The 25,270-nt window shown below is 39.9% G+C and carries 27 protein-coding genes and 1 pseudogene; 16 read left to right on the plus strand and 12 right to left on the minus strand.

Annotation, left to right across the window (positions count from 1 at the left end):
* Window positions 1–5: 5 nt before the first annotated feature.
* Both ASE55_RS19190 and ASE55_RS19195 read left to right on the plus strand, forming a co-directional pair.
* Complete coding sequence (locus ASE55_RS19190) at window positions 6–1,067, plus strand: efflux RND transporter periplasmic adaptor subunit (RefSeq protein WP_056223462.1); 1,062 nt, start codon at window positions 6–8, stop codon at window positions 1,065–1,067.
* A gap of 7 nt (window positions 1,068–1,074) precedes the next feature.
* On the plus strand, window positions 1,075–4,266 hold the full coding sequence (locus tag ASE55_RS19195) for an efflux RND transporter permease subunit (protein WP_056223465.1): 3,192 nt from the start codon (window positions 1,075–1,077) through the stop codon (window positions 4,264–4,266).
* Window positions 4,267–4,502: 236 nt separating this feature from the next.
* Here ASE55_RS19195 and ASE55_RS19200 read toward each other — a convergent pair whose 3' ends face one another.
* The 3 genes from ASE55_RS19200 to ASE55_RS19210 all read right to left on the minus strand — a co-directional run bounded on the left by ASE55_RS19200 (window position 4,503) and on the right by ASE55_RS19210 (window position 6,135).
* Window positions 4,503–5,024 carry a hypothetical protein gene (locus ASE55_RS19200; RefSeq protein ID WP_056223467.1) on the minus strand — a complete coding sequence of 174 codons (522 nt, stop codon included), beginning with the start codon at window positions 5,022–5,024 and terminating at the stop codon, window positions 4,503–4,505.
* Window positions 5,025–5,157: 133 nt separating this feature from the next.
* A complete protein-coding gene (locus ASE55_RS19205; protein ID WP_056223469.1) occupies window positions 5,158–5,604 on the minus strand; it encodes a KTSC domain-containing protein in 447 nt (148 codons plus the stop codon).
* 114 nt (window positions 5,605–5,718) lie between these two features.
* Window positions 5,719–6,135 (minus strand): winged helix-turn-helix transcriptional regulator, encoded by a 417-nt coding sequence (locus tag ASE55_RS19210; protein ID WP_056223471.1) that lies wholly within the window; start codon window positions 6,133–6,135, stop codon window positions 5,719–5,721.
* Between the two features lie 108 nt (window positions 6,136–6,243).
* Between ASE55_RS19210 and ASE55_RS19215 the strand changes: the two genes are divergently transcribed.
* From ASE55_RS19215 to ASE55_RS19230, 4 genes are all read left to right on the plus strand, one after another.
* Window positions 6,244–7,335 (plus strand): alkene reductase, encoded by a 1,092-nt coding sequence (locus ASE55_RS19215; RefSeq protein ID WP_056223513.1) that lies wholly within the window; start codon window positions 6,244–6,246, stop codon window positions 7,333–7,335.
* A 119-nt stretch (window positions 7,336–7,454) separates the two neighbouring features.
* Window positions 7,455–8,159 (plus strand): SDR family oxidoreductase, encoded by a 705-nt coding sequence (locus tag ASE55_RS19220; protein WP_056223473.1) that lies wholly within the window; start codon window positions 7,455–7,457, stop codon window positions 8,157–8,159.
* Window positions 8,160–8,245: 86 nt separating this feature from the next.
* Window positions 8,246–9,010 carry an SDR family oxidoreductase gene (locus ASE55_RS19225; protein WP_056223475.1) on the plus strand — a complete coding sequence of 255 codons (765 nt, stop codon included), beginning with the start codon at window positions 8,246–8,248 and terminating at the stop codon, window positions 9,008–9,010.
* Between the two features lie 9 nt (window positions 9,011–9,019).
* Window positions 9,020–10,021, plus strand: coding sequence for an NADP-dependent oxidoreductase (locus tag ASE55_RS19230; RefSeq protein WP_056223477.1), 1,002 nt, complete (start codon window positions 9,020–9,022; stop codon window positions 10,019–10,021).
* A gap of 19 nt (window positions 10,022–10,040) precedes the next feature.
* Here ASE55_RS19230 and ASE55_RS19235 read toward each other — a convergent pair whose 3' ends face one another.
* From ASE55_RS19235 to ASE55_RS19260, 6 genes are all read right to left on the minus strand, one after another.
* Complete coding sequence (locus ASE55_RS19235; RefSeq protein WP_238585087.1) at window positions 10,041–10,592, minus strand: hypothetical protein; 552 nt, start codon at window positions 10,590–10,592, stop codon at window positions 10,041–10,043.
* Between the two features lie 167 nt (window positions 10,593–10,759).
* On the minus strand, window positions 10,760–11,338 hold the full coding sequence (locus ASE55_RS19240; protein WP_056223479.1) for a hypothetical protein: 579 nt from the start codon (window positions 11,336–11,338) through the stop codon (window positions 10,760–10,762).
* 32 nt (window positions 11,339–11,370) lie between these two features.
* Entirely contained in the window at window positions 11,371–11,952 is a 582-nt protein-coding gene (nudK, locus tag ASE55_RS19245; RefSeq protein ID WP_056223481.1) for a GDP-mannose pyrophosphatase NudK, read from the minus strand.
* Between the two features lie 32 nt (window positions 11,953–11,984).
* Window positions 11,985–12,893 carry a TIGR01777 family oxidoreductase gene (locus ASE55_RS19250; RefSeq protein ID WP_056223483.1) on the minus strand — a complete coding sequence of 303 codons (909 nt, stop codon included), beginning with the start codon at window positions 12,891–12,893 and terminating at the stop codon, window positions 11,985–11,987.
* Between the two features lie 32 nt (window positions 12,894–12,925).
* Entirely contained in the window at window positions 12,926–13,270 is a 345-nt protein-coding gene (locus ASE55_RS19255) for a hypothetical protein (RefSeq protein WP_056223485.1), read from the minus strand.
* A 4-nt stretch (window positions 13,271–13,274) separates the two neighbouring features.
* Entirely contained in the window at window positions 13,275–13,877 is a 603-nt protein-coding gene (locus ASE55_RS19260) for an HPP family protein (protein ID WP_056223486.1), read from the minus strand.
* 199 nt (window positions 13,878–14,076) lie between these two features.
* Between ASE55_RS19260 and ASE55_RS19265 the strand changes: the two genes are divergently transcribed.
* From ASE55_RS19265 to ASE55_RS20810, 9 genes and pseudogenes are all read left to right on the plus strand, one after another.
* Window positions 14,077–14,409: a single-stranded DNA-binding protein gene (locus tag ASE55_RS19265; RefSeq protein WP_056223488.1), complete on the plus strand. Its 333-nt coding sequence runs from the start codon at window positions 14,077–14,079 to the stop codon at window positions 14,407–14,409.
* Window positions 14,410–14,426: 17 nt separating this feature from the next.
* The gene (locus ASE55_RS19270) at window positions 14,427–14,879 is read left to right on the plus strand and encodes an HRDC domain-containing protein (protein WP_056223490.1); all 453 of its coding nucleotides are present in this window, start codon (window positions 14,427–14,429) and stop codon (window positions 14,877–14,879) included.
* Between the two features lie 161 nt (window positions 14,880–15,040).
* Window positions 15,041–16,390 carry a histidine--tRNA ligase gene (gene hisS / locus ASE55_RS19275; protein ID WP_056223492.1) on the plus strand — a complete coding sequence of 450 codons (1,350 nt, stop codon included), beginning with the start codon at window positions 15,041–15,043 and terminating at the stop codon, window positions 16,388–16,390.
* 5 nt (window positions 16,391–16,395) lie between these two features.
* Window positions 16,396–17,040 (plus strand): GNAT family N-acetyltransferase, encoded by a 645-nt coding sequence (locus ASE55_RS19280; RefSeq protein ID WP_056223494.1) that lies wholly within the window; start codon window positions 16,396–16,398, stop codon window positions 17,038–17,040.
* A gap of 153 nt (window positions 17,041–17,193) precedes the next feature.
* Window positions 17,194–18,135: a PH domain-containing protein gene (locus ASE55_RS19285; protein WP_082474721.1), complete on the plus strand. Its 942-nt coding sequence runs from the start codon at window positions 17,194–17,196 to the stop codon at window positions 18,133–18,135.
* A 42-nt stretch (window positions 18,136–18,177) separates the two neighbouring features.
* Window positions 18,178–19,026: a PH domain-containing protein gene (locus ASE55_RS19290; protein ID WP_082474723.1), complete on the plus strand. Its 849-nt coding sequence runs from the start codon at window positions 18,178–18,180 to the stop codon at window positions 19,024–19,026.
* 154 nt (window positions 19,027–19,180) lie between these two features.
* Window positions 19,181–19,429, plus strand: a pseudogene (locus ASE55_RS20800) (PH domain-containing protein); the annotation flags it as partial.
* A gap of 87 nt (window positions 19,430–19,516) precedes the next feature.
* Window positions 19,517–19,606 (plus strand): SHOCT domain-containing protein, encoded by a 90-nt coding sequence (locus ASE55_RS20805; protein WP_262483831.1) that lies wholly within the window; start codon window positions 19,517–19,519, stop codon window positions 19,604–19,606.
* A gap of 192 nt (window positions 19,607–19,798) precedes the next feature.
* Window positions 19,799–19,933 carry a hypothetical protein gene (locus tag ASE55_RS20810; RefSeq protein ID WP_262483830.1) on the plus strand — a complete coding sequence of 45 codons (135 nt, stop codon included), beginning with the start codon at window positions 19,799–19,801 and terminating at the stop codon, window positions 19,931–19,933.
* 259 nt (window positions 19,934–20,192) lie between these two features.
* Here the strand turns inward: ASE55_RS20810 and ASE55_RS19300 are convergent, their stop codons facing one another.
* The 3 genes from ASE55_RS19300 to ASE55_RS19310 all read right to left on the minus strand — a co-directional run bounded on the left by ASE55_RS19300 (window position 20,193) and on the right by ASE55_RS19310 (window position 22,395).
* Entirely contained in the window at window positions 20,193–20,462 is a 270-nt protein-coding gene (locus tag ASE55_RS19300; protein WP_056223501.1) for a YtxH domain-containing protein, read from the minus strand.
* A gap of 97 nt (window positions 20,463–20,559) precedes the next feature.
* Window positions 20,560–21,402 carry an isoaspartyl peptidase/L-asparaginase gene (locus tag ASE55_RS19305; RefSeq protein ID WP_056223503.1) on the minus strand — a complete coding sequence of 281 codons (843 nt, stop codon included), beginning with the start codon at window positions 21,400–21,402 and terminating at the stop codon, window positions 20,560–20,562.
* A 105-nt stretch (window positions 21,403–21,507) separates the two neighbouring features.
* A complete protein-coding gene (locus ASE55_RS19310) occupies window positions 21,508–22,395 on the minus strand; it encodes a cyanophycinase (protein WP_056223519.1) in 888 nt (295 codons plus the stop codon).
* A gap of 201 nt (window positions 22,396–22,596) precedes the next feature.
* On the opposite strand from ASE55_RS19310, the gene cphA reads away from it, so the two are divergent.
* Window positions 22,597–25,224: a cyanophycin synthetase gene (gene cphA, locus ASE55_RS19315; RefSeq protein ID WP_056223505.1), complete on the plus strand. Its 2,628-nt coding sequence runs from the start codon at window positions 22,597–22,599 to the stop codon at window positions 25,222–25,224.
* Window positions 25,225–25,270 lie beyond the last annotated feature (46 nt).

Consider the following 25,270-nt stretch of genomic DNA (forward strand, 5'->3'; position numbering starts at 1 on the left):
CAGTTATGAAAAAAACTTTAATATATATCATCGTAGCGGCTGTACTTATCGGTCTGGCAGCCTATAAAATTGCTGATAATAAGAAAAAACAGGAGACAGAAGTAAGAGAAGTGGCCAAGCAGGTTGACAAAATCAATGTTAACGTGATAACCGTTTCAAGAGAAAATATTGATACCGATTATTCTGCAAACGGAACTTTTATTCCAAAGCAGGAAATGCAGCAGTCTGCTGAAATTTCAGGGCGTATCGTAAGCGTTCTGGTAAAAGAAGGTTCTAGGGTAGGAGCAGGACAGGTGCTGGCTACCATTAAAAGAGATGCGATTGAAGTGGATGTTACCCAGGCCCAGAACAATTTGCAGAATGCCATTGCAGATAACCAGCGTTATGAGAATGCATTTAAAACCGGCGGTGTTACCAAACAGCAGGTTGACAATTCAAGATTACAGCTGAAAAATGCCCAGGCCGCATTAAGAGCTCAGGGTGTAAGGGTAAATGATGCCAGCATCCGTGCAGGGATCAGCGGTACCGTTAACAAAAAAATGGTGGAACCGGGAATGGTTGTCGCTCCGGGAACGGCTTTATTTGAAATTGTAAATATCAACAGCTTAAAACTTTCGGTTTTGGTTGACGAAAGCCAGATCGGAAGAATTCAGTTAGGCCAGGAAGTTCCGATTAATGTGAATGTTTTGCCTGAAGAATCTTTCAGCGGAAGAATTACATTCATCGCTCCAAAAAGTGATGCTTCTTTAAATTTCCCTGTAGAAATTGAGGTTCAGAACAGAGGAAACCTGAAAGCAGGGATGTACGCAACAGCTTTATTTAAAACAAACAACGGTGCTGAAACTCAGAATATGCTGACGGTTCCTGCAGAAGCTTTTGCAAATGGTGTAAGCTCAGGACAGATTTTTATCGTTCAGAACGGAACTGCTAAAATGATTACCGTAAAAACCGGAAAAGTATATGGTGACAAAGTACAGATCATCAGCGGACTTAACGGTGGCGAGCAGGTGATTACCAGCGGACAGATCAACCTTGATAACGGTTCAAAAATCAATATCGTAAAGTAATCAGAAGATGAAGTTAGCAGAAATATCCATTAAAAGACCGTCCCTCGTTATCGTATTATTTACGATTCTGACGTTGGGAGGTTTGTTAAGTTACTCCATGATGGGGTACGAGTTGATTCCGAAATTTGAAACCAATATGGTAACGATTTCTACTGTTTATCCGGGAGCTTCACCTGCAGAGGTTGAAACTTCGGTGACGCGAAAGATTGAAGACGCCGTTGGTTCTTTGGAAAACGTAAAAAAAGTAGAATCTTCTTCATACGAGAGTTTATCAGTAATCATGGTTCAGCTGAACACCGGTGCCGATGTAAACTACGCTTTGAATGATGCACAGAGAAAGGTAAATGCTATTCTGGCAGATCTTCCGGAAGATGCAGATCCGCCATCATTACAGAAGTTCTCACTGGATGATCTCCCGATCATGACTTTGAGTATTTCAAGTGATAAACTGAACAGCAAAGAACTTTACGATCTTCTGGATAAAAAAGTGGAACCGGTTTTCTCCCGTGTAAACGGTGTTGCTCAGGTTGACCTTGTGGGTGGACAGGAGAGAGAAATTCAGGTAAATTTAGATGAAAAGAAAATGCAGGGTTATGGCGTTGCCATATCAGATGTACAGCAGGCAATTCTTTCTTCTAACTTAGATTTCCCGACAGGAGCTTTAAAGACGAGAACTTCAAGATCTACCATCAGACTTTCCGGGAAATACAGAGATATTGCCGAGATGAACAGTCTTGTAGTATCAAACAAAAATGGAGCTCAGGTTCGTTTATCTGATATTGCAACCGTTTTCGATACCCAGAAAGATATTGAAAAAGTGGCGAGATTTAACCAAAATCCTACCATTTTACTTCAGGTAAAAAAACAGTCTGATGCCAATGCCGTATCAGTTTCTGAAGCAGTAAAGAAGACGATTGAGCAGGTTCAGACCAATTATACAGTTCAGGGATTAAAAGTTGCGATTGTAGATGACAATACAGACTTTACGCTTGAAGCGGCAGATCACGTAATCTTCGATTTATTCCTGGCGATTATTTTGGTGGCCGTTGTAATGTTATTGTTCCTTCACAACATCAGAAACGCATTTATCGTAATGGTTTCCATTCCGGTATCGTTGATTGCAACGGTTATTGGAATGTATTTGATGGGATATACTTTAAACTTAATGAGTTTATTGGGACTTTCACTGGTTGTAGGTATTCTTGTGGATGACGCGATTGTAGTATTGGAGAACGTTTACCGTCACATGGAAATGGGGAAAAGCAGAATCCGTGCAGCCTACGATGGAGCTTCAGAAATTGGATTTACCGTAACAGCGATTACAATGGTAATCGTGGTGGTATTCTTACCGATTGCGATGAGTTCAGGTTTGGTTTCAGACATCTTAGCGCAGTTCTGTGTCACGGTAGTTATTGCAACACTGTTCTCATTACTGGCATCATTTACCATCATTCCATGGTTGTCTTCAAGATTTGGAAAGTTGGTTCATTTGACAGGTAAAAATCCTTTCGAGAAATTCATCCTTTGGTTTGAAAAACAATTGGATAAATTCACGCACTGGATTACAGGAATTCTGGAATGGGTTTTAAAAACCGGTTTAAGAAGAGTAATGACTGTTGTTCTTACATTTGTACTTCTTATTGTTGTGACAATGGGATTAATGGGTGGCGGATTTATCGGTGGAGAATTCTTCCCGAAAATGGACAGAGGTCAGTTCCTTGTTCAGATGGAATTACCTAAAGATGCTTCCGTTGAAAAAACAAACCAATTGACTTTGCAGGTTGAAAAATATCTGAGAAATGATAAAGATGTAGTCGATATGATTACTACAGTTGGTCAGCAGTCATCAGGTTTTGGTGGCGCGCAGGCAACCTTATACCAATCAGAAATTCAGGTAATTTTAGTTGATAAATCTGAACGTAACGAAAGTACAGATATTAAATCTGCGAAGATCAAGAGAGCTTTAGAAGAAAAATTCACCGGAGTTGAGTTTAAAACAGCACCAATCGGGTTGATGGGAGCAGATGCTGCACCAATCGAAATGGTAGTTACCGCTCCTGATAACGCAACGGCAAACAAAGAAGCCAACAGAATTCTGGCTTTGCTTAAAAAAGTTCCGGGAGCTGTAGATGCAGAATTATCTTCCGACTCAGGAAATCCTGAAGTGCAGGTGAATATCGACAGAGATAAGATGTCTTCTTTAGGTTTAAATCTTTCAAGTGTCGGTCAGACAATGCAGACTGCATTCTCAGGAAACACAGACGGAAAATTCAGAGCCGGAGAATACGAATATGATATCAACATCCGTTTTGGAGATGCCAACAGACAGTCGATTGATGACGTAAGAAACTTAATGTTTACCAATCCGTCAGGCGAGCAAATCAGATTGAGTCAGTTTGCTGATGTGAAAATGGGATCAGGACCAAGTTTGCTGGAGCGTAGAGATAAAACAGCTTCCGTAAAAGTGAAATCTAAAGTGGTAGGCCGTGCAATGGCTGATGTTGCCAACGAATGGGCAGACCAGTTTATGACCAATGAAAAAACAAAACCAGCCGGAGTAAATTACCTCTGGAGTGGAGATATGGAGAACCAGACAGAAGGTATGGGTACTTTAGGAATCGCTTTACTGGCGGCTATTGTACTGGTTTATCTGGTGATGGTTTCGCTTTATGATTCGTTTGTGTATCCGTTTGTGGTATTGTTCTCAATTCCTTTGGCATTGATCGGAGTTATGGTGATTCTTGCCATTACGGGAAATACGATTAATATCTTTACAATGCTGGGGATGATCATGTTGATCGGTTTGGTAGCGAAAAATGCGATTATGATTGTCGATTTTGCCAACATGAGAAAAGCAGCTGGCGCAAGTACGCATGACGCTTTGATTCAGGCTAACCATGCACGTCTCCGTCCGATCTTGATGACAACGATTGCGATGATCTTCGGTATGATTCCTATTGCGATTGCAAAAGGAGCAGGAGCGGAGATGAACAACGGATTGGCTTGGGTAATCATCGGTGGTCTGACCTCATCATTATTCCTTACCTTAATTATTGTGCCTACGGTTTATTCACTATTCGATTCAATGTTGAGAAGAATGGGTAAACATGAAACAGTTGATTATGAAGCTGAAATGAAAGCAGACTATGAACATAAAGAATTAAGTGAAGACGGTTACACCCCGAAACACATAGATTAATATACCAACCTTAATTAACCGGAAGAAGCGTATCAGCAATGATGCGCTTCTTTTTTTATCTGGATTTTTTCTTTAATATTGAATCAGTTTAAGATTAATTTAAGTGCAGCGTCACTTCGAGTAGCTTTTGAAAAAAGCGTATCGAGAAGTTGTTAAATACAGGTTTAAAGTTTATCGGTTCTCGATACATTTTTCTACGTTTCACTACGAAAAACACTCGAACCGACGGAAGCCTATCAGGATAACTTCAGGTAATCAAAACACAGGTTTAAAGACGCTGTGATATGCCGGTCCAGTTCCAGGTCATTTTCCAGAGGATAATAGAACTCTTTCGGGTTCACGAAAACATTATTGTATTTCGTTCGCTCGCTGGCTCCGTCTACGTCAATATGTAAGGGTTTTGCTCTGTTGACAGTGGGCAAACCTTTGGAAGTAATTTTAGATTCTACACATCCTACCAATGCACCTCTTCCCAGAATGTCAAAGCATATTGCGGTATAAATTCCGTTGGGAATAGCCTGTCTGGGCGGTAAAATACAGGCATAAATTACATTGGGGAAATTGCTGAAGCCTTTGGATATTTTTACGGAAAGCTCAACCTCTCTGAAAGTCGGATACCGGTTTTCAAGCTCGGTTTTAAAATCTAAAAGGGTATCGCGGATATTTCCTAAAGCCGGATCAGAAACCCTCAGCGAATGCCCTTTGATGGCCGGATTGACCTGCCTGAATTCGCAGATGGAATTGAAATAATGGATCATGAGATTTGAATGAATACGAAGATAGGCATATTAAGAAAAAATGAAATCAATACTGAGGACTATTTATACCGTAAAATAAAAAAGACTTCCGGAACCAACCGAAAGCCTTGTTATTTATGATATAGAAAAGAAATTAATCTGCCATTACCTCACCGGATTTCCTGTAGATGAACTTTCCGTAAATATGCCTTCTTGCAAAACGGCTCGCCGAATCGGAGTTTACCATTTTGATGTACACATTCCTTGGAACCCCGATGTATTCAAACATCTTTCCGTTCAGATGATGAACTTTCAGAATCTGTTTCTCCAGATAGAAATCGGTAATGATGGATGTGGTAATCGTTTCCGTATATTCTTCCTTATATTTTTCCTGTGTTTCCGGGTTGATGCTTACCAGAAAATGATAGGCTTCGATGATCGATTTGCTTTTCTCTTCCGCTTCCAGCTGTCCGGCTTCGTCATTCACAAATTTATCAGGATGCGTATCTTTCATCGCATTTCTGTAGATGGTTTTCAAATCTTTCAGGGTAGCGGTATTATCTACGCCCAGAAGTTTTCGGTGTTCGCCAATTCTTTTCATACTATATAATCCTTATTTCGGGGTGCAAAATTAAGCTTTTAAATTGGAAAAGTGTAAGTTTTTGATTATTAATTTGTTTGAATGCTTCAGGAAAGTATATAATTAATATAACAACTACAAAACCTCCCTCTTCAACACCTCAATCTGCTTTCCAATAAACCCTTCCTTATCCTTCTTCACCTCCTCCAAAATCATCGACTGGCTTTCAGGAATAACCGAATATTTTTCTGCCCAGAGATTAATTTCAATCAGCAGAGGCATCAGGTCTATCCCTTTTTCGGTGAGTTTGTACAGGACTTTAACTTTGCTTTCGGGATGCTCCTGTTTGGTGATGATGCCGTTCTGTTCCAGCATCAGAAGGCGGGATGCCAGGATATTGGTCGCTATTTTTTCGTCGGATTTCAGGAAATCCCCGTAGGTACACTGTTTAGAAAACATCAGGTCTCTTACAATCAGCAGAGACCATTTGTCTCCCCATACGTCTAGTGAACTGCTGATCGGGCAGTCTGATCTCTTTTTTGAAGTTGACATAAAAATAAATTTAAATAATTAAAAATAAATACTTGCATTTTGAAAGTAATTGTATAGATTTGTACTTGCAAAACGCAAGCAAATTTAATCAATTAAATGTTAAGTACAATGGAAAACTTACTTTTTGATCATTACAAAAACAATAACCTGGATCTCAATAACCGTATCGTCATGGCGCCGCTTACCCGAAGCCGTTCAGACAATCCCGAGCATAAAGCCACCGAAATCACGGCCAGATATTATCAGCAGAGAGCAACAGCAGGATTGATGATCACAGAAGGCACGGTCATCAGCCCGGAAGCAGTAGGTGTTGTCAATGTTCCCGGAATCTATTCCCCGGCACAGATTGATGGCTGGAAACTGACCACAGAAGCTGTTCACAAAGAGGGCGGGAAAATATTCGTACAGCTTTGGCACACAGGAGCCTATTCGCATCCGGATTTACACGACGGAAAAAAACCGTTGGCTCCGTCTGATGTCAATCCTCAACAGCAGGTTTTTACGGCAAAAGGATTTCAGCCATCACAGGAACCTCAGCCGATGACTGCGGAAGATATCAAAAGAACGGTAAACGATTTCAAACAGGCTGCACTCAATGCTTTTGAAGCCGGTTTTGACGGGGTAGAGCTTCACGGTGCCAACGGATATCTGCTGCAGCAGTTTTTCAGTAAAAACAGCAATCTGCGAACCGATGAATACGGCGGTTCCGTAGAAAACAGGGCGAGAATTCTTTTCGAAATTCTGGATGCGATAAAAGAAGTGGCCGACATCAGAAAAGTTGGGATCCGTTTTAACCCTTCACTCAACGGCATCATGGGAATCCTGGTGGATGATGAAACCATTGAACTGTATAATTATATCGTCAGCCGCCTCAACGATTATGATTTGGCATACATTCACCTGATTGAGCCTTTTACCGATGTTTCAGACAACGCTCATGCCGTACAGGAGGTGGCAAAACATTTCCGTAAAATTTATAAAGGAACCATAATCATTAATCGGGGTTTCACCAAAGAAACAGCTGCGAAAGTGTTGCAGGACGGCGATGCCGATCTGGTTTCTTTCGGAGTTCCGTTCATCGCCAATCCGGATCTCGTAGAACGTTTCAGAACAGACGCACCGCTTAACCAGCCGGATGAGGCAACATTTTATACCCCGGGTGAAAAAGGATATACCGATTATCCGGCGCTGAACAATTAAAATTATTTGGGCGAACGGCCGGGCTTTCCGCTGTATCTTTTGTTTCACAAAAGGATGCCGCTGCAATCCCTGTCGCAAGACCACAATTATATCAACATTTAACATTTAAACAAAAAAAAATGAAAACAACAGGAAATACAGTATTCATCAGCGGCGGAAGTGCGGGAATTGGCTTAGCCATCGCAAAGAAGCTTCATGCAGCAGGCAATAACATCATTATCAACGGAAGAAACGAAGAACGCCTTCACCATGCTTTAAAAGAACTTGACGGCGCCGTAGGGATTCAGGGCGATCTTTCCGTAGAAGCAGACCGGTTCCGGATTGCAGAAGAACTGAAAATCAACCATCCCGAACTGAATATAATCATCAATAATGCAGGAGCAGCATTCGCCTATCTGTTAAACGAAACGCAGAATGCCCATGAAAAAGCCGCTGTTGAAATGAATACCAATTACTTCAGCATCATTCATTTTACAGAGCTTTTACTGCCGTACCTGCTGCAAAAAGCAGAAGCCGCCGTAATTAATATTTCTTCCATATCCGTTTTCGGAAGCCATAAAATGTTGCCGACCTACGGAGCCACTAAAGCCGCCCTGCACAGTTACACGGTTGCTTTGAGGCAGACATATGAGGAACAGGAAAATGTACAGGTTTACGAAGTATATCCGCCATTGGTAAATACAGAATTTTCTGCAGAAATTGGTGGTGCCAACGGAATCCCGCCTTCTGAAGTTGCCGACGAACTGTTAATTGCATTAGAGAAAAATCAGTTTGATGTTCCGGTAGGGGATTCAAAACAGTTTTTTACAAAAGAACCGGCCTAACCTGGCATTTAATATCATTCTTTGTCAGAAGCTGTTTATTTATATTATCTTTCTGATGAAGTGTTTCTACACTTAATTAATCAATCATGGAATTAAAAGGGAAAACAATTCTCATCACCGGCGGAGCTTCCGGTATCGGTCTCGAAGCCGCAAAACAGTTTCTGGAAATCGGAGCCAAAGTTATTATAACAGGGCGGAATCAGGATAAGCTGGATAAAGCGAAAAAGCTGTATCCTGAATTAACAGCAATAAAAAGTGATTTAGCCAGTCCTGGCGATGCTGACATTCTTTACGACATAATAAAAGAGTTGGGAGGGATAGATATTCTCTACAACAACGCGGGCGTATTGGTTCCGCCGTCCAATTTAGGTATGGCAGACAACAAGCATGAGGAAGGTGCAGCCTACGAAATGGACGTTAATTATCTCGGTGTTATAAGAATTAACAATATTTTTATGGATATGCTGAAATCAAAAAAGGAAGCCGCCATAATCAATACAACATCCATCTTAAGTATGGTTCCTTCTTTGATTGAAGCGACTTATTCATCTTCAAAAGTTGCACTTGCCTTTTATACTATATCACTCCGTGAACATTTAAGGATTATAGGAAGCAGTTTAAAAATATTCGAATTAATCCCGCCATTGGTCGCTACAGAAATGACGACAGAACGGAATGATAAGAAAATAACTTCCGAAGAGATGGCAAAAGGTCTTATCCGCGGATTACAGAAAGATAAGTATACCATCCGTGTGGGAGACGCAAAAATATTTGATCCAATCCGAAGATTTTTCCCAAAACTTGCCTTTAAGATTATAAACCCGAAAAAGGCAGATCAATTTTTAATATAAAACCAGAATATGAAAGCATTCAGCATCAGCCGTTACAAAAAAGACAGTCCGCTCGAACAGGCAAACCTTCCCGAACCGGTTATAAAAGACCATGACGTTTTAATTGAAATTCATGCCGCAAGCGTCAATCTTTTGGATTCAAAAATAAAGAGCGGTGAATTTAAACTGATTGTACCGTACAAACTGCCGCTGGTCTTAGGCCACGATGTTGCCGGTATTGTTGTAAAAGCCGGAGCGAAGGTGAAAAACTTTAAAGTGGGTGATGAAATTTATTCAAGGCCGGCAGATTTTCAGATCGGTACTTTTGCCGAGTTTATTGCGATACATGAAAAAGATGTTGCTTTGAAACCTAAAAACCTTTCGATGGAAGAAGCGGCTTCAATTCCGTTGGTCGGCTTAACGGCATGGCAGGTATTGGTTGAGAAATCAAAGGTACAGAAAGGGCAGAAAGTATTTATTCAGGCAGGATCCGGCGGGGTAGGGACCTTTGCCATTCAGCTGGCGAAACATTTGGGAGCAACCGTGGCAACTACAGCCAGTGAAAAAAGTTTTGATTTTTTAAAAAGCCTCGGTGCAGATATTTTGATCGATTATAAAAAACAGGATTTCGAAGATGTTTTAATTGATTATGATGTAGTGCTAAACAGCCAGGACAATAAAACACTCGAAAAATCTTTTGATGTGGTAAAGCCCGGAGGAAAAGTTATTTCAATTTCCGGTCCGCCCACACCTACATTCGCGGAAGAGCAAAAATTACCCTGGTATGTAAAACTGGCGACCATCTTTTTAAGCAGTAAAATCAGAAGAATTGCTAAAAAACAAAATATCAGTTATTCTTTTCTGTTTATGAAAGCTAACGGAGCACAACTCACAGAAATCACCGGACTGATTGAAGCCGGAAAAATAAAACCGGTTATCGATAGAGTTTTCTCTTTCAATCAAACCAATGATGCATTGACTTATGTTGAAAGCGGCAGGGCTAAAGGAAAAGTAGTGATAAAAATGAAATAGGAGTTGAAATATTATAAAACTATTTACTCTTGTTAATATAAATAATTTCAGGATTTTTACCGTCGAGATCTCTTTTTGATCTGCCAAATAAGCCAACTTCAAGATCATTAGCTGATGTATTTTGCATTTCGGAAGGTGAAACATATGTGTACATTCCATATCCATGACCTGCAACAATCCAACCTTCAGTCTTTGTTAAATGAATGGTGTTAAAATCTCCTGCAGGGCCACCCGCGAAGACTGGTCCAAATTCTTTCATCATAGCAATTGCTTCATCTTCAATATTTTTTACTTTCGTAATGTCATCAAAAATGATATAGGTACCGTTTCTAAAAAGCACCCAATCTTTAAATTTAGGATTTATGGCCAATTTTATATTTTCAATAAGTTCTTGATCAGTCATTTTATTTTTGAAAATTTTATTTGGGTGGGCATTTCTTAAAGTGTCATGAACAGCTCTATTAAGCTGTATTTGATTAGGATTTGAGCCAAGATTAACTATTTTATTACTTTCTTTGCGGTTACAGGAAAATAACGAAATTAACATCAGACCGATATAGATATTTTTCATTTTATAGTTTGCAAATGTACGTTCTACTCAATAAGAAATTATTTAGCTTAAAATTGAATATTAAGCTTACTAATGAATACAGAATCAGGGCAATCATAGCCATGATTGATTTTAATAAGAGTTTTTATTATCTGTTTTCCCAAAAACAAAACTTTGATAAGCTTACTTTATTCAGACCTTTGGTAAATATGGGTAAGCTTGGAATTTTTAATAAAATCTTCAACAGACGTATTTTTATTGCTGTTTTTAGAAGTGAGTTCAAAATAATAGGCCATCATATTCGGAAATTTCGGGTCGTTACATAGCACTTTGAATCGCTTCACCGAAGGGTCGGAGCTTAAAAATACCAGTTCAGAAGCATTGCTTAATCTGATATTGTTCACTTCAAAAGCATCTTTCCAGTTTTTCTGCAGTTTGGCGAACCTTTTCTGTGTCCGGTCGCTGTCTTCATTTTCAAATTTATCAATCTGGTAATCGGTCAGCAGCTGAGGATAAACCAATCCCTCCTGCAACAGTAATTTGATGATTTTGTCTGATCCGTTATAAAAAATAATTTTGTTGTCGAAAAGAACCTGGCTGTTGCTAGCCGTGATCTTTCCTGCAAATTTTTTATAATTTTTCTTTTTATAATCATTTTTAAAATGTTCGGTAACAGCTTTGTCTTTCGGCCCTGCTTTTTCCGTTTTCTGTGCAAAAACAGGAATTGACAGGAGCAGTGAAAGGCTTATAGTATATAAAAATTTCATAGTTTTCGATTCAAATTTATTTATTCCTGATTTTACAAAACGTTTTTAAGCCTCAGATATTGCAGCAGCATAATCGTTTTTGCATCTTTTATTTCCCCGGAATCAATCATTTTCAGGGTTTCCTCAAACAGAAGTTCCAGCACTTCAATATTTTCCCCTTCATCATCAAGCCCGCCGCCGTCTGTAATTTTCATTTCCGTTGAATATTCCGCAATAAAAAAATGGAGGATTTCCGTTACGGAACCCGGCGACATATAGGCTTCGAATATTTTTTCAATGTGTGAAATCTTATATCCTGTTTCTTCTTCCGTTTCCCTTCTGATGCAGTCTTCGGGGTTGTCGTTATCCAATAATCCTGCGCAGGCTTCAATCATCATTCCGGTCGGATTTCCATTGATATAGGTCGGTAATCTGAACTGGCGTGTTAAGATTACTGTGCCGGCAGCCTTGCTGTATAATAAAATAACCGCTCCGTTTCCACGGTCATAGGCTTCACGGCTTTGCTGTTCTTCCGTTCCGTCTTTTTTCCGGATATTAAAGGTTACTTTTTTCAGCGTGTACCAGTTGTCTGATAAGATCTCGGTTTTTTCAATATGTACGTTGGTATCTTGCATAGATTTACAATCTGTGTTGGGTTAATTGATGTTTAATTGTTTTTTAATAAATCTTCCAGAGCCCTTTTTAAATCAGGAAATTCAAATTGGAAACCTGCTTTCAGGATTTTTCCGGAAGATGCTCTGGAACCTTTCAGCACTGCATCAGACAGTTCACCGAATACCAGTCTTAACACAAAGGTCGGAACATTCGGCATGAATAAAGGTTTTTTCAGTACCTGTGCAATTTTTTCCGTAAGGTCTTTATTGGTAGCGTGTTCGGGTTCTACGGCATTAAAGGCCCCGTTCATTTCGGGATTCTTTAAGGCAAATTCATACATGGCGCAGATATCTTTAATATGGATCCACGGCATGTACTGTTTTCCGTTTCCCAACGGTGAGCCGATTCCCATTTTAATCGTCGGAAGCATTTTCTTTAAAGCCCCGTCTTTTTCAGACAGAACAACAGCAGTTCTTAATTTAACCACCCGTTCTGCAAGCTGCTGTTCTTTAAATTGATCAGCTGCTTTCTCCCACTGCACCACAACTTCGCTTAAAAAATCATTTCCCGGACCGTCTTCTTCCGTAAATATTTTCTCTGTTGTTTCTGTTCCGTAATAGTTAATTCCGGATGCTGAAATAAATGATTTAAGCTTAATGTTTTTTTGTTTCAAAGACTGCAGGATCAGGCCGGCAGAATCGATACGGCTGGAGATCAGTTCTTTTTTTCGTTCATCAGTCCATCTTTTTTCAGAAATATTGGCTCCTGCCAGATGAATAACATGCGAAACCCCTTCCAGAGCTTTTTCATCAATGGTTCCTTTGGTCAGATCCCATTCAAACTCATGGTCATGCTTCTTTTTCCGGGTCAGGAACCGTACGGTATACTTGTTTTCAATCTGCTTAGAAAGTTCGCGTGCAATCAGCCCGCCGGCTCCGGTAATCAGGACAATTTCCTTCATATAAATTAAATCAGTTGGTTTAAGATAGGTTTTTATGACTGTTTTTTTACAATCAGTATAAAATCTTCATCCAGAAGTTTATAGCCGTAGTCATAGATAAATTTATATTCAGAGCCGTTTTTATAAACCTTAAGATTAGTGAAGTACTCAAAATCAAAACCCAAGCCATCAAGCTTTGCTTTCGTCACCTTCGTTTTCCCGTCAGTATTCACTTCGGTAAGGATCCTGTAATTCCTGCGCAGCTTGTTATTGACATTCCGCATCAGGTTGCTGGAGTCTTTATTCTGCTTATTGTTGTAGGCATTCCGGCAGGCATCGTTGCAGAATTTTTTGTCTGACCTTCCGATAATTTTTTCGCCGCATTCGAGACAGTTCATCTTTTTATTTTTTCATTTTGTGTGTATGTGCGTGTTTTATTTTAAGTGATTTCCTGAATACGGAATGGACAGGATATCTTCTGTTGGATGTAATATTATTGAAAAACAGCGCAACAATTAAAAGAATGATACAGCCTGTAAGCACAGGGGACAGCACATACCAATATCCCAGTTCAGGAATTTTGCCTGTAGAGCTTACTGCAATTAAAGCCGTTGCACCGCCTGGCGGATGCAGTGTTTTGGTGTACTGCATGAGGACAATGGAAAAAGCAACGGCCAGCGGTGCAGAAAGCCAGATGATGTCCGGAATGAACTTATAAACCGTTACACCAACCAGTGCAGAAATTACATGTCCGCCCACTAAGTTTCTGGGCTGTGCCAGCGGGCTCTGGATGGCTCCGTAAATCAATACACTGGATGCTCCGAAAGAACCGATCAGGAAAATATTTTCCGTTGCAGACAACGTATGGGACTGAATAAAAGCAATGATCCCGATTCCGAAGAACGCTCCCAGAAAGGACCAGAAATGTTCTTTATAATCTACCAGCGTTTCCCGGTAAATCACATATTTTGAAACCCTGAATGTTCTTTTTATCGTCTTCCTCATACCATCAAAGATACATAATTATCCGTTTACAAACGGATGAGTTTTCATTAGTGAAGAATTATTCGTTTTCAAACGACTACAAACGGATTTAAATAATTTTCTACCGACTCAGCCCTGTGTTTTCCCCAACCTTTGTCCCAGAGATTTGAGAAAACAGTGAACGTCTCTCATCTGAATATTAACATTAAAAATTAAAGTTATGTCACTAAGAAACAAAGTAACATTAGTAGGTTACACAGGAAAAGAAGTTGAAATGATCAGCTTTGAAAATGGAAATGTAAAAGCAGCCGTGTCTCTGGCTACAAGCGATTATTACACCAATGCAAAAGGTGATAAGGTGGAAGAAACCCAATGGCACAGTCTCGTTGCTTTCGGGAAGGCCGCAGAGATCTTTCAGAAATATGTTACCAAAGGGAAGGAAATTGCGGTGGAAGGTAAGCTTAGCTACAGGTCTTATGATGATAAAGACGGTATAAAAAGGTATATCACAGAGATAAAAGTAGATGAAATCCTGCTTTTGGGAGGTAAATAACGTAAAATACTAAAATCATGAAAGTGAAAATATTTAAAATTAGATTACCCGAAGAATTCCTTCATAAAGATCAGAAAGCCCTGGATGCTTTTCTGGTATCGAAAGAAATCATAAAAGTAGAAACTGCTTTTGTGAACGATGAAAGTTATTGGTCTGTTGTCCTGTATTTTGAAGAGCTGAAAGCCACGCAGGATGTGGTGAAAGATGCAAAAAGCATTAAATATTCCGCAGACAATGAGGAACTGAATGATGACGAAGAAAAGATTCTGGATGCCCTGAAGCTGTGGCGGTCTGAAAAAGCAAAGGAACATAATCTGCCGACTTATTTCATTGCTACGAATAAAGAACTGACTTCGGTTGCCAAATATAAACCCGCTAAAAAAGAAGAACTGCTTGACATCAAAGGTTTCGGAAAACATAAAATAGAAAATTACGGTGAAGAGATCCTGGAAATATTAGAAAGTATCTGAAGGTAGAAACACAAGTGATGCGAGAGGATGTGATGAGGGTGATGAAAGCTGGAAGATAATTTCTTTCAGCTTTCTAATGTTTTATATCTATAGTAAAAGTCTTTTCAATTCCTTATTTTTGCACTGTTTATGAATACTAATCATCATTTATCAATTATACAATGAAACCAGGTTTAGCAAAAGGGACAAGAGATTTCACCGCATTGGAAGTTTCAAGAAGGAGGTTTATCATCAATACATTACAGAAAAATTTTGAACTGTTCGGATTTCAGCCTCTGGAAACGCCAAGCTTTGAAAATCTTTCTACCTTAACCGGAAAATACGGAGAAGAAGGAGACCGTCTGATCTTTAAAATTTTAAATTCAGGAGATTATACAGCAAAGGTAAATCCGGAAGACTGGGAAAATAAAAGCCATCAGAAGCTTACGTCGCAGATTTCAGATAAAGCCCTCCGTTACGATCTTACCGTACCTTTTGCAAGATTCGTGGCCATGAATCATAACCAGTTGACATTCCCTTTCAAGCGCTACCAGATCCAGCCGGTCTGGAGAGCTGACCGACCGCAGAAAGGAAGATTCAGAGAGTTTTACCAGTGTGATGCAGATGTAGTAGGGAGCGAAAGCCTTTTACAGGAAGTAGATCTTGTTCAGCTGTATTTAAAATCGTTTTCAGATTTAAAAGTACCGGTTACCATTCATATCAATAACCGGAAAATTCTTTCCGGACTGGCAGAATATGCAGGAATCACGGATAAATTAATTGATTTCACAGTGGCCCTGGATAAGCTTGACAAAATAGGGAAAGAAGGTGTTGTAAAAGAATTACTGGAAAGGGAAATTACCCAGGAATCTATTGATAAGCTTGATTTCCTGTTCACACAGTCTGATAATGCGCTGGAAAACCTTCAACAGCTGAAAGAAAAATTTACTGGAAATGAAACAGGCTCAAAAGGAGTAGAAGAATTAGAAACGGTAATTACACAATCTTTACAGCTTGGCGTAGATATTCAGCAGTTGGTTTTTGATATTACACTGGCCAGAGGGCTGGACTATTATACCGGAGCTATTTTTGAGGTAAAAGCCAATACTGTCCAGATGGGATCCATCGGCGGTGGCGGAAGGTATGATAACCTTACGGAAGTTTTCGGCGTAAAAAATATTCCGGGAATCGGTATTTCTTTCGGATTGGACAGGACTTACCTGGTAATGGAAGAATTGGGGCTATTCCCTGAAGAAGCGGCTTCCAATGTAGAATACCTATTCGCAAATTTCGGAGGTGATGAATCTCTGGAAGCCTTAAAATTAATCAGGCAGCTAAGGGAAAAAGGAATTTCTGCAGAGCTGTATCCTGAGAATGCAAAAATTGGAAAACAGTTCATCTATGCAGAAAAGAAAGGCATTAAAAATCTCGTATTTTTAGGCGAAGAAGAAATTAAAAACGGAAACGTAACTTATAAAAACCTTGAAGCCGGAGAACAGAAAACCGTTTCCCTGGAAGAGTTTTTAGGATAAATCTGATGAGCAATAAGGTTTCTGAAGAGCTTGTAGGGAAATGGCTCAAAGGCTGGTCGTTATCAAGGGATTTGCCGTTGCCGGATCGGTATAAATCAGGATTCAGAGTAGACGTTGGGGAAGAAAAGCAGAAAACCCGGTATGTGTTTCCTGAACTGAATGATGATTTTATTCAGCTTGCAGAGACTGTTACTGAGCCCTGGGTTTATTTAAAAGTCTGTACTTCCCACGAAGAACTGAAAAGCCTTGTTCCTGAACGCTGGATCTTTAAGCCGGAAGGATACATGATGTATTGCTCATCTCCCATGAGTATCCCGGATACTGCATTGCCTGATCATTATTCGGCAGAAATCCAATGTATGACTCCGGAATATTTTACAGTAAAAATTCTCTGTAATAAAACGGAGTGGGCAGCTGTAGGAAGACTCCTTATCGTTAATGATGTAGCAATATATGACAGGATAGTGACAGAAGAAAAGCACAGGAGAAAAGGACTTGCGCGTATAGTGATGGCCAGGCTTGAAGAAATTGCGGTATCAAAAGGAATTTTCAATAATTTTTTGGTGGCTACCGAACAGGGGAAACTTTTATATGAATCATTAGGCTGGAAATTATACAGCAGGTACAGTTCGATAGTTATCCCAGGTTAGGAAAATAAAGAAAATGATACTGCGATGATCATTTAACGTCGTAGCCCAGATCATTTTCTGCATGATACGGCTGAAAGTTATATAAAAAACCGTAATTTGGTTTATGCAGTAACTAACGAATAAAGTATACTTAAACTAATAATATAAAACCGGATGAACAATATTTGCGGATTGTGCGGAACCCCTTTAACTTCTATGGACTCGCTTTTGGGTGGAAATAAACTGGCGGACGGGCATGTTTTATGTAATAAATGCCTGAACCAGGCTACCGACATCAATAAAGACGTTGCCGGTAATCTTAGCCAGCTGTTTCTTCCCGAGATCAGGGGAATTATTCTTCAGGGCAAAATAGGGGAGTTTGAAAAGCCAATCGCTTCACAGGTTCCTGATTTCCAGAATAACACGACCCAGAGTTTCGGGTTCGGAGGAGCAATAACGAGGTTGGACAGCATTCAGGACCAGATTGTAGCACTCAATGCAAGGCTCAGTATTTTTGCCAATGCAGAGGTAAAAGAACTGGTAAATATCCTCGATGGAGATGAGAAATTAACGGCCATTGCTGAAGGGCTTACCATGCCTGACAAAGTGGAAGGCCTTATTTTTTCTACCCATAAAAGAGTTGTTTTTATTGATAAAAAATTCTTCGGCAATGTGCAGAAGGACGAATATCTTTATCAGCATATATCTTCCGTGGATCACCTGGAAAGCCTCCTGTATTCAACGCTTAAAATATTAACCAAAGGTGGGTCTGTTGCAGAATTTAAACTTCATAATAAAAGTGATGCAAGAAATTTCTGTAATGCCGTAAATGCTTACATCAACGGATCATTCTCAGGGAAACAGCCGCCTCAACAACAACAACAACAACAACAGATCCAGGCTTCATCTTTCAATCTCTATAACCTGCCTGCCTCAGAATCTGTATTCCCGCAGAGCACAGCGAAACCTGTTCAGCAAAGTTCATCAGATGTCAGAAAAGGATCTGCCGAAGTTATTTTTGAACAGCTGGAAAAGCTAGGTAAATTACGGGAAGCAGGTGTTTTAACAGAAGCGGAATTTGCAGAACAGAAAAAGAAATTACTGGAAAGGCTTTAAAAATCGAATTCAAAATCATATTTTACATTAAATATCAAAATTATGAATGATCATTGTGGATTGTGCGGAAATACACTGACGTCGATAGACCGTATGCTGGGTGAAAATAAGCTTTCGGACGGAAATGTTCTTTGCAACACATGCCTTGAGAAAGCCAGTGCGTTCAATCAGGAGCTGCTGTATAACCTTCACCGTTTCAGTATGGATGATATTAAAAATATGATACAAAATGGTAAAACAACAACAGATGCTATATCCCAGTCAAACGGACTTATTCCGGCTGAAAACATACCTGTTGCTTCTCACGTACCATCAGATCTGATGTCCAGTGATAAGGGTTTTTATAAAAGGAGATTAAAAGAAATAGAACACCAGCTGAAGCAGGTAAACGCCAACCTTTCTATGTTTACCCGCGGAGAAATTAAAGAACTGCCGAATATTCTTGCTGCTGACGAACCTGTTTTAGCCATTACAGATGCCCAGTTTTTAAAAACAGTGGATGCAGGAGTTTTACTGGTAACGCCTAAAAGAATGGTTTCTTTATCAAAAGCCATGTTCAGGCTGGCAAAAGTACATGAATTTCCCAATGAAACAATCCGTGAAGTAAGTTTTGTAAATCATTTTATGTCTCCGGTAATCAAACTTCATACGTATGAAAAAACAGTTGAATTTGAATGTTTTTATGACAAGCAGGATGCTGAGATCTTCTACCGTTTCATTGAGAAAATCTACAATAGAGAAAAGCTTCAGAAACAGCAGGATTCTGTAAAAGCTGCTTCTACAGAGACTGTTTTTGAACAGCTTGAAAAACTGGCCCGCCTCAGAGAAAATGGGATCCTGACGGATGAAGAATTTGCCCTGCAGAAGAAAAAGCTTTTAGAGAAGCTATAAATGCTGAATATTTTAAACAGATATGACAGAAAAAGAAGTATATCACCAACGGCTTTTGGAGATTAAGACAGAACTGGGAAATATTGCCATGCCTATTGCTGCAATCATGATGCAGAAAGAAATTGAATAGTTACCCAATTTTCTTGAACGGGATGAAAAAATCATACATGCGGTAACCGGGAATTGGGATGGCCGTAAGCATGGCCTTTTAACAGCCACAGACAGGCGGCTTTTATTTTTGTCCTATACTTTTTTCGGCTCATTTCAGGAAACCGTCAGGTATGAGGAAATTGAATCCTTAACCGTTAAACAGGGAATACTTTACGGGGATATTACAATTATTACAGGGAAAACCATACTCATAAAAAACGTCAATAATAATAAGAACGCCTTAAGCTTCTGTAATATACTGAATGATTATCTTTCCCGTAAATCTTCTTTACCTCTTCAGCAAAGCCATAAGCAGGATGCAGATACAATTTATAAAGTATTGGAAAATTTAGGCAGTCTCAGAGAAAAAGGAATTCTGACCGATTCTGAATTTCAGGAACAGAAAAAGAAACTGCTGGACAGGTTATAAATATTTACAAAAGAAGACAAGATCTCCGGTAAACAAATTAATAAAAAGTAAACATATGATTATGATCTGCCTGGACAATATAAATATCAGGTATTTCTGAATAAGATTGAGAAAGGAAAAGTTTATTTAAAGCTTTTCGACCTTAAAACGAATAGGATCCTCTTTGAAAAAGAAATCAGGAAAAAATCCCAAATGGAAGTTTTCTATGCAACGGACGAATTGAAAGAATTCGGATTAAGCCGGGAATTTACCGTTGAAGAAGGAGAGTGGGGCAATTATTATGGGAGCAAGAAGAAAGTGTGGTTTCAGCCGGATGATCTTAATTAGCCTGAAAGAAAATTAGTTACCAGATAGTACGTCATCCAGGGCTGGTAGAGATCAGTTCCTGTAGTTATATAAATAAAATCATGGGAAATTATTTAGACATTAATAAAAATTCCTGGAACGCCAAGGCAGATACCCGCCTGAAATCTGATTTCTGTTTTGTTAAAGAATTATTCCATCGGCTCAGAAAAAAAATCCATCACAATATTTTATTGTGATGGATTCCCTTATATATGAATGTTAAAATAAACTAGTATTTTAATTAGCTAACGGCTTCCTGTGCTTTGTTTGCCACATCATCAGCTTTATCCTGAGCCTGTGAAGCTACACTGTTTGCTTTGTCCTGAACCTGAGAAGCTACGTTATTAGCTTTATCTTTTAAATCGCTGCTCCATTTGTTAAGATTGTCTTTAGCGGTATTGATTTTGTCTTTTACCATCTGCTTATCTTCGTCAGAAGAATTTTTGTATTTCCAGTATGCCAATGCACCGATACCCACTAATGCTAATAAACCTTTTGTCTTATTTCCCATGATTTCTATCTTTTAAATGTTAATATTAAATTTGTTATGATCAATCATGTAAAATGTGTGCCAAAAAAAAGAAACGACTTATAAAATAATGTTAAAGTTAGTTGAAGATTTCAAAATTTTCTCCGTCAAAACTTGCAAAAACCATGGTAGGATGGGAATCCTGATGATAAATATTTCCCTTGCTGTCAATAGCAATCGCTCCTGCAAAACCGTCAATTTCTTTTAATTCATCAAAAGTTTTTGCAAATGCATCTTCCAGAGACTGTCCGTCAGTTACCCGTGTTACAATTTTTGCAGCCGTTGCATTGCTTACAATGTCTTCCCCGACTCCGGTACAGCTTACCGCACAGACTGAATTGGCATAGTTCCCCGCCACCGTGGCAGAATCTGAAATCCTTCCCGGAAGCTCAAACCCTTTTCCGCCGGTAGAAGTAGCAGCCGCTAGTTTACCATCCTTGTCAATGGCTACACAGCCCACGGTTCCTTTGCCTCCGTTTTTCAGTTTTTCTTCATATTCTTCCCGTCTTTTAGGGATTTCAGTGGAAAAATTTTCAAAGCCGTGCTCCGTAGCATATTTTTTTGCTCCGCTGCCTCCCAGGATCCGGTCATCTTCCTTCATCAGTTCGCGGGCTACAAAAACCGGGTTTTTTACATCCTGGATATTAATGACACCGCTCATCTTCTGGGTCTCACCGTTCATTACCGCGGCACTCATCCGGATAATGCCGTCACCCTGGATCTGGGAACCTGTGCCCGCATTATACAGTTCATTGTTTTCCAGTAATGAAACGGCATAAGCAGCTGTATCCAGTGCAGAATTGCTTTGCAGGTATTCAAATGCACTTCTGGCTATCTCTTTCAAAGAATTTTGTTTGGCAGTTTTCACTTCGTTGCTTTGGTCACTTTCTGAGAAAAATCCGCCGTGGATAATTATTTTCATACGTATATAATAGATTGGTGATTGATAATAATTGAGATTAGTTCAGATGATTTACAATTAAGAATGACTTTTAAAATCATGTCTGACTTAATGCCGTAATTTCAGTTAAATATCCTGCGGGATCGGGTTATACTGGGAATTTTCAATTGTTAACGCCTTCGTGGTTAAGTCATAATGGTCATTCATAGACATCACATGAACCGTCAGGTTATCAATGGAAATAGGTTCCCCCAAATTGATATTCGTAAGATTGGTATCTTTAATGAAACGTCCGTCTACCAGGATTACCAGTCCGGACCCGACTGCCGTCATCACATCATTATGGATAAAAAGTCCCGTATCTTCTCCCAGGCCAATCCCCAGTGTCCTCGGGTTGTTTACCACCGCCTGAAAAAGCCTCCCGATTCTTCCCCGCTGCACAAAGTGGGTGTCTATTATAACATTGTCGATCAGTCCCAGACCCTGCGTAGTTTTGATTTCTCCTTTTAAAAGAGATTCCGAGCTGCTTCCCTGATAAATCATATTTTCAGAAGCCGCTGCGGCACCCGCAGAAGTCCCGGAATAGATAAAATCCTGTTCCTGGTATTTTAATAAAATCGTATCGTGAAATCTGGTCCCGCCTAAGATAGACGTCAGCCTCAGCTGGTCGCCTCCGGTGAACATCACCACATCTGCAGCATTAGCTCTGGCCACAATAGCGTCAGAATTGGCTTCTTCACGGTTATGTATATCAAGGACATTAACATTCTTGGCACCTAAAAATTCAAATGCTTTCTTATATTCCGAACCTACAATCTGAGGGATTTGCGAGGCCGTTGTAATAATCTCAATAACAGAATTTTCCTTAAGCTTAGATTCGTTAATGATCTTACGGAGTATGCCTCTTTCAAAGAAATTCAGGTTTTTTTCTATATTCTGATCAAAATCGGTTTCAGCAAAACTGCCTTTGTTGACAGCGCCACCGATAACAATTAATTTTCCTACAGGTTTCATCATAGATTGCAAAGTTAGAAAATAATTAAGAGGTGAAAAAATCCACAGCAGGTTTAATTTGGTTTTTAGGATTTTAGAATTGCTTAAATTTTTAATTTATTTTTTATAAATGTTTAACCGTGGTATAGTTTCATTTAGGGTTTTGCATTATCTTTGATTTCTGATGGACTTATCGTTAACTATTAAAAATGCAAACAGACTATGAAAATTGAGAAAATACAGGCATTGCGCGGCCCTAATATATGGAGTATCAGAAGAAAAAAGCTGATACAGATGAGGCTGGATCTTGAAGAGATGGAAAATTTCCCCACCAATAAGATCGATGGTTTCAGGGAGAGGATCGAAAAACTGATGCCGTCATTATACAGTCACCGATGTTCCGAAGGTTGCGAAGGCGGTTTTTTTCACCGCGTGGAAACAGGCACCTGGATGGGACATGTGATTGAGCATATTGCACTGGAAATGCAGACGCTGGCCGGTATGGAAGTAGGTTTCGGAAGAACACGCGAAACCAGGACGCCGGGGGTATACAATGTCGTATTTAATTATATTGAAGAAAATGCAGGAATCTATGCCGCAGAAGAAGCCGTAAAAATTGCTGAAGCATTAATTAACGGTGAAGAATATGATTTAAATGCCTGTATCCAGACCTTAAAGGAAATCCGCGAAAAAGTCCGTCTGGGTCCTTCTACAGGAAGTATCGTCCAGGAAGCGGTTTCCCGTAAAATCCCATGGATCCGCTTAGGTAAAAATTCTCTGGTTCAGCTGGGATACGGTGTAAACCAGCAGCGATTCCAGGCTACCATTACCGGGAAAACAAGCTCAATTGCCGTAGACATTGCATGCAATAAAGAATTAACCAAAAGAATGCTCCACGATGCTGCCATCCCGGTACCTACAGGTGACCTGATTATGGACGAAGAAGGCCTGGACAGCGTCGTACGCGCGATAGGCTATCCGGTAGTGATAAAGCCGTTGGACGGGAACCACGGAAAAGGTTCTTCCATCAATGTCAATGACTGGGAATCTGCAAAACTCGGCCTTGAGCATGCCCAGCAGTTTTCCAAAAAAGTAATTGTTGAAAAATACATTACAGGCTATGATTTCCGGATCCTGGTTATCAATAACAAAATGGTGGCTGCAGCGAGAAGGGTGCCTGCCCATGTAGTAGGAGACGGCGAACTGAACATTCAGCAGCTGATTGAAAAAGAAAATAAAGACACCCGAAGAGGTTACGGACATGAAAATGTTTTAACCGAGATTCAGATCGATAAAGATACAACGGAGCTGCTTGAAAAGCTTCATTACACCTTAGAGACCATCCCGCATAAAGGGGAAGTGGTTTACCTGAAATCCACAGCCAATCTTTCTACAGGCGGAACTTCCATTGACGTAACGGATATGGTGCACCCTGAGAATATTACCATGGCGGAAAGGATTTCAAAAATTATCGGCCTTGATGTCTGCGGAATCGATATTATGGCCCAGAACCTTACGCAGCCTTTAAAAGAAAGCGGGGGAGCCATTATTGAAGTTAATGCAGCACCAGGATTCAGAATGCATCTTGCACCGAGTGAAGGATTGCCGAGAAACGTAGCCGCACCGGTAGTAGATATGCTATATCCGCAGGGGAAACCTTTTACCATCCCCATTATCGCAGTAACGGGTACCAATGGAAAAACAACCACCACAAGATTGATTTCACATATCGTTAAAAGCAATGGTTACCGGGTGGGCTTTACCACTTCAGACGGAATTTATATCCAGAATACCATGCTGACGAGAGGTGACACCACAGGCCCGATGTCTGCTGAATTTATCCTGAAAGATCCTACGGTAGAATTTGCCGTTCTGGAAACAGCCAGAGGAGGAATTTTGCGTTCCGGGCTTGGTTTTTCGCAATGCGATATCGGTGTTCTGACAAACATTGAAGAAGACCACCTCGGCCTGAATGACATCCATAACCTGAAAGACCTGACAAAGGTAAAAAGAGTAGTTCTTGACAGTGTTAAGAAAAACGGATGGAGCATCCTGAATGCAGACAACGAATATTCAATGAAAATTGTAAATGACCTGGACAGCCAGGTGGCTATTTTCAGTATGAATGAAAATAACCCTTACATCCAGAAGTTTGCAAAAGAAGGGAAGATTACCTGTGTATATGAGGAAGGTTTTGTAACGATTAAAAAAGGCGACTGGAAGATCAGAATCGGAAAAGCCAAAGATTTCCCGATCACGATGGAAGGGAAGGCCAAGTTTATGATAGAAAATGTACTGGCTGCTAGTTTATCATGTTATCTGTACGGCTTCGGGATCGAAGATATTTCAAATTCCCTGCGTACATTTATTCCAAGTGCACAGCTGACCCCGGGAAGACTGAATGTTTTTAAATTCAAGAATTTTAAAGTCCTGATTGATTTTGCCCATAACCCATCAGGTTACAAAGCCATTGAAGATTATCTTAAAAATGTTGAGTCCACCAAGAAAATAGGGATTATTTCCGGAGTTGGAGACCGTCGTGACGGTGATATCAAAGAATGCGGGAAAATTGCCGGGAGAATGTTTGACCATATCATCATCAGAAATGAGAAGCACCTTCGCGGAAGAACGGAAGACGAAATCAACGGACTGATTATTGAAGGGATGCAGTCTTCAGGAAGAAACGTCAGCTATGAAACTATTCCTAAAGAAATCGATGCCCTGAAGCATGCGATGGGAATGGCCGAAGAAGGGACTTTCATTACAGCTTTAAGCGATGTAATTTCCAATGCTATCGAACTGGTACAGGAATACCAGACGAAGGAATTGATGGAAGAAGATAAAGCTTAATTAGTAATAAATATAAGTTTTCGGGGCGGCTTCTACGAAGCCGCCC

The sequence above is a fragment of the Chryseobacterium sp. Leaf201 genome (assembly GCF_001421435.1).
In the GTDB taxonomy this organism is placed as follows: Bacteria; Bacteroidota; Bacteroidia; order Flavobacteriales; family Weeksellaceae; genus Chryseobacterium.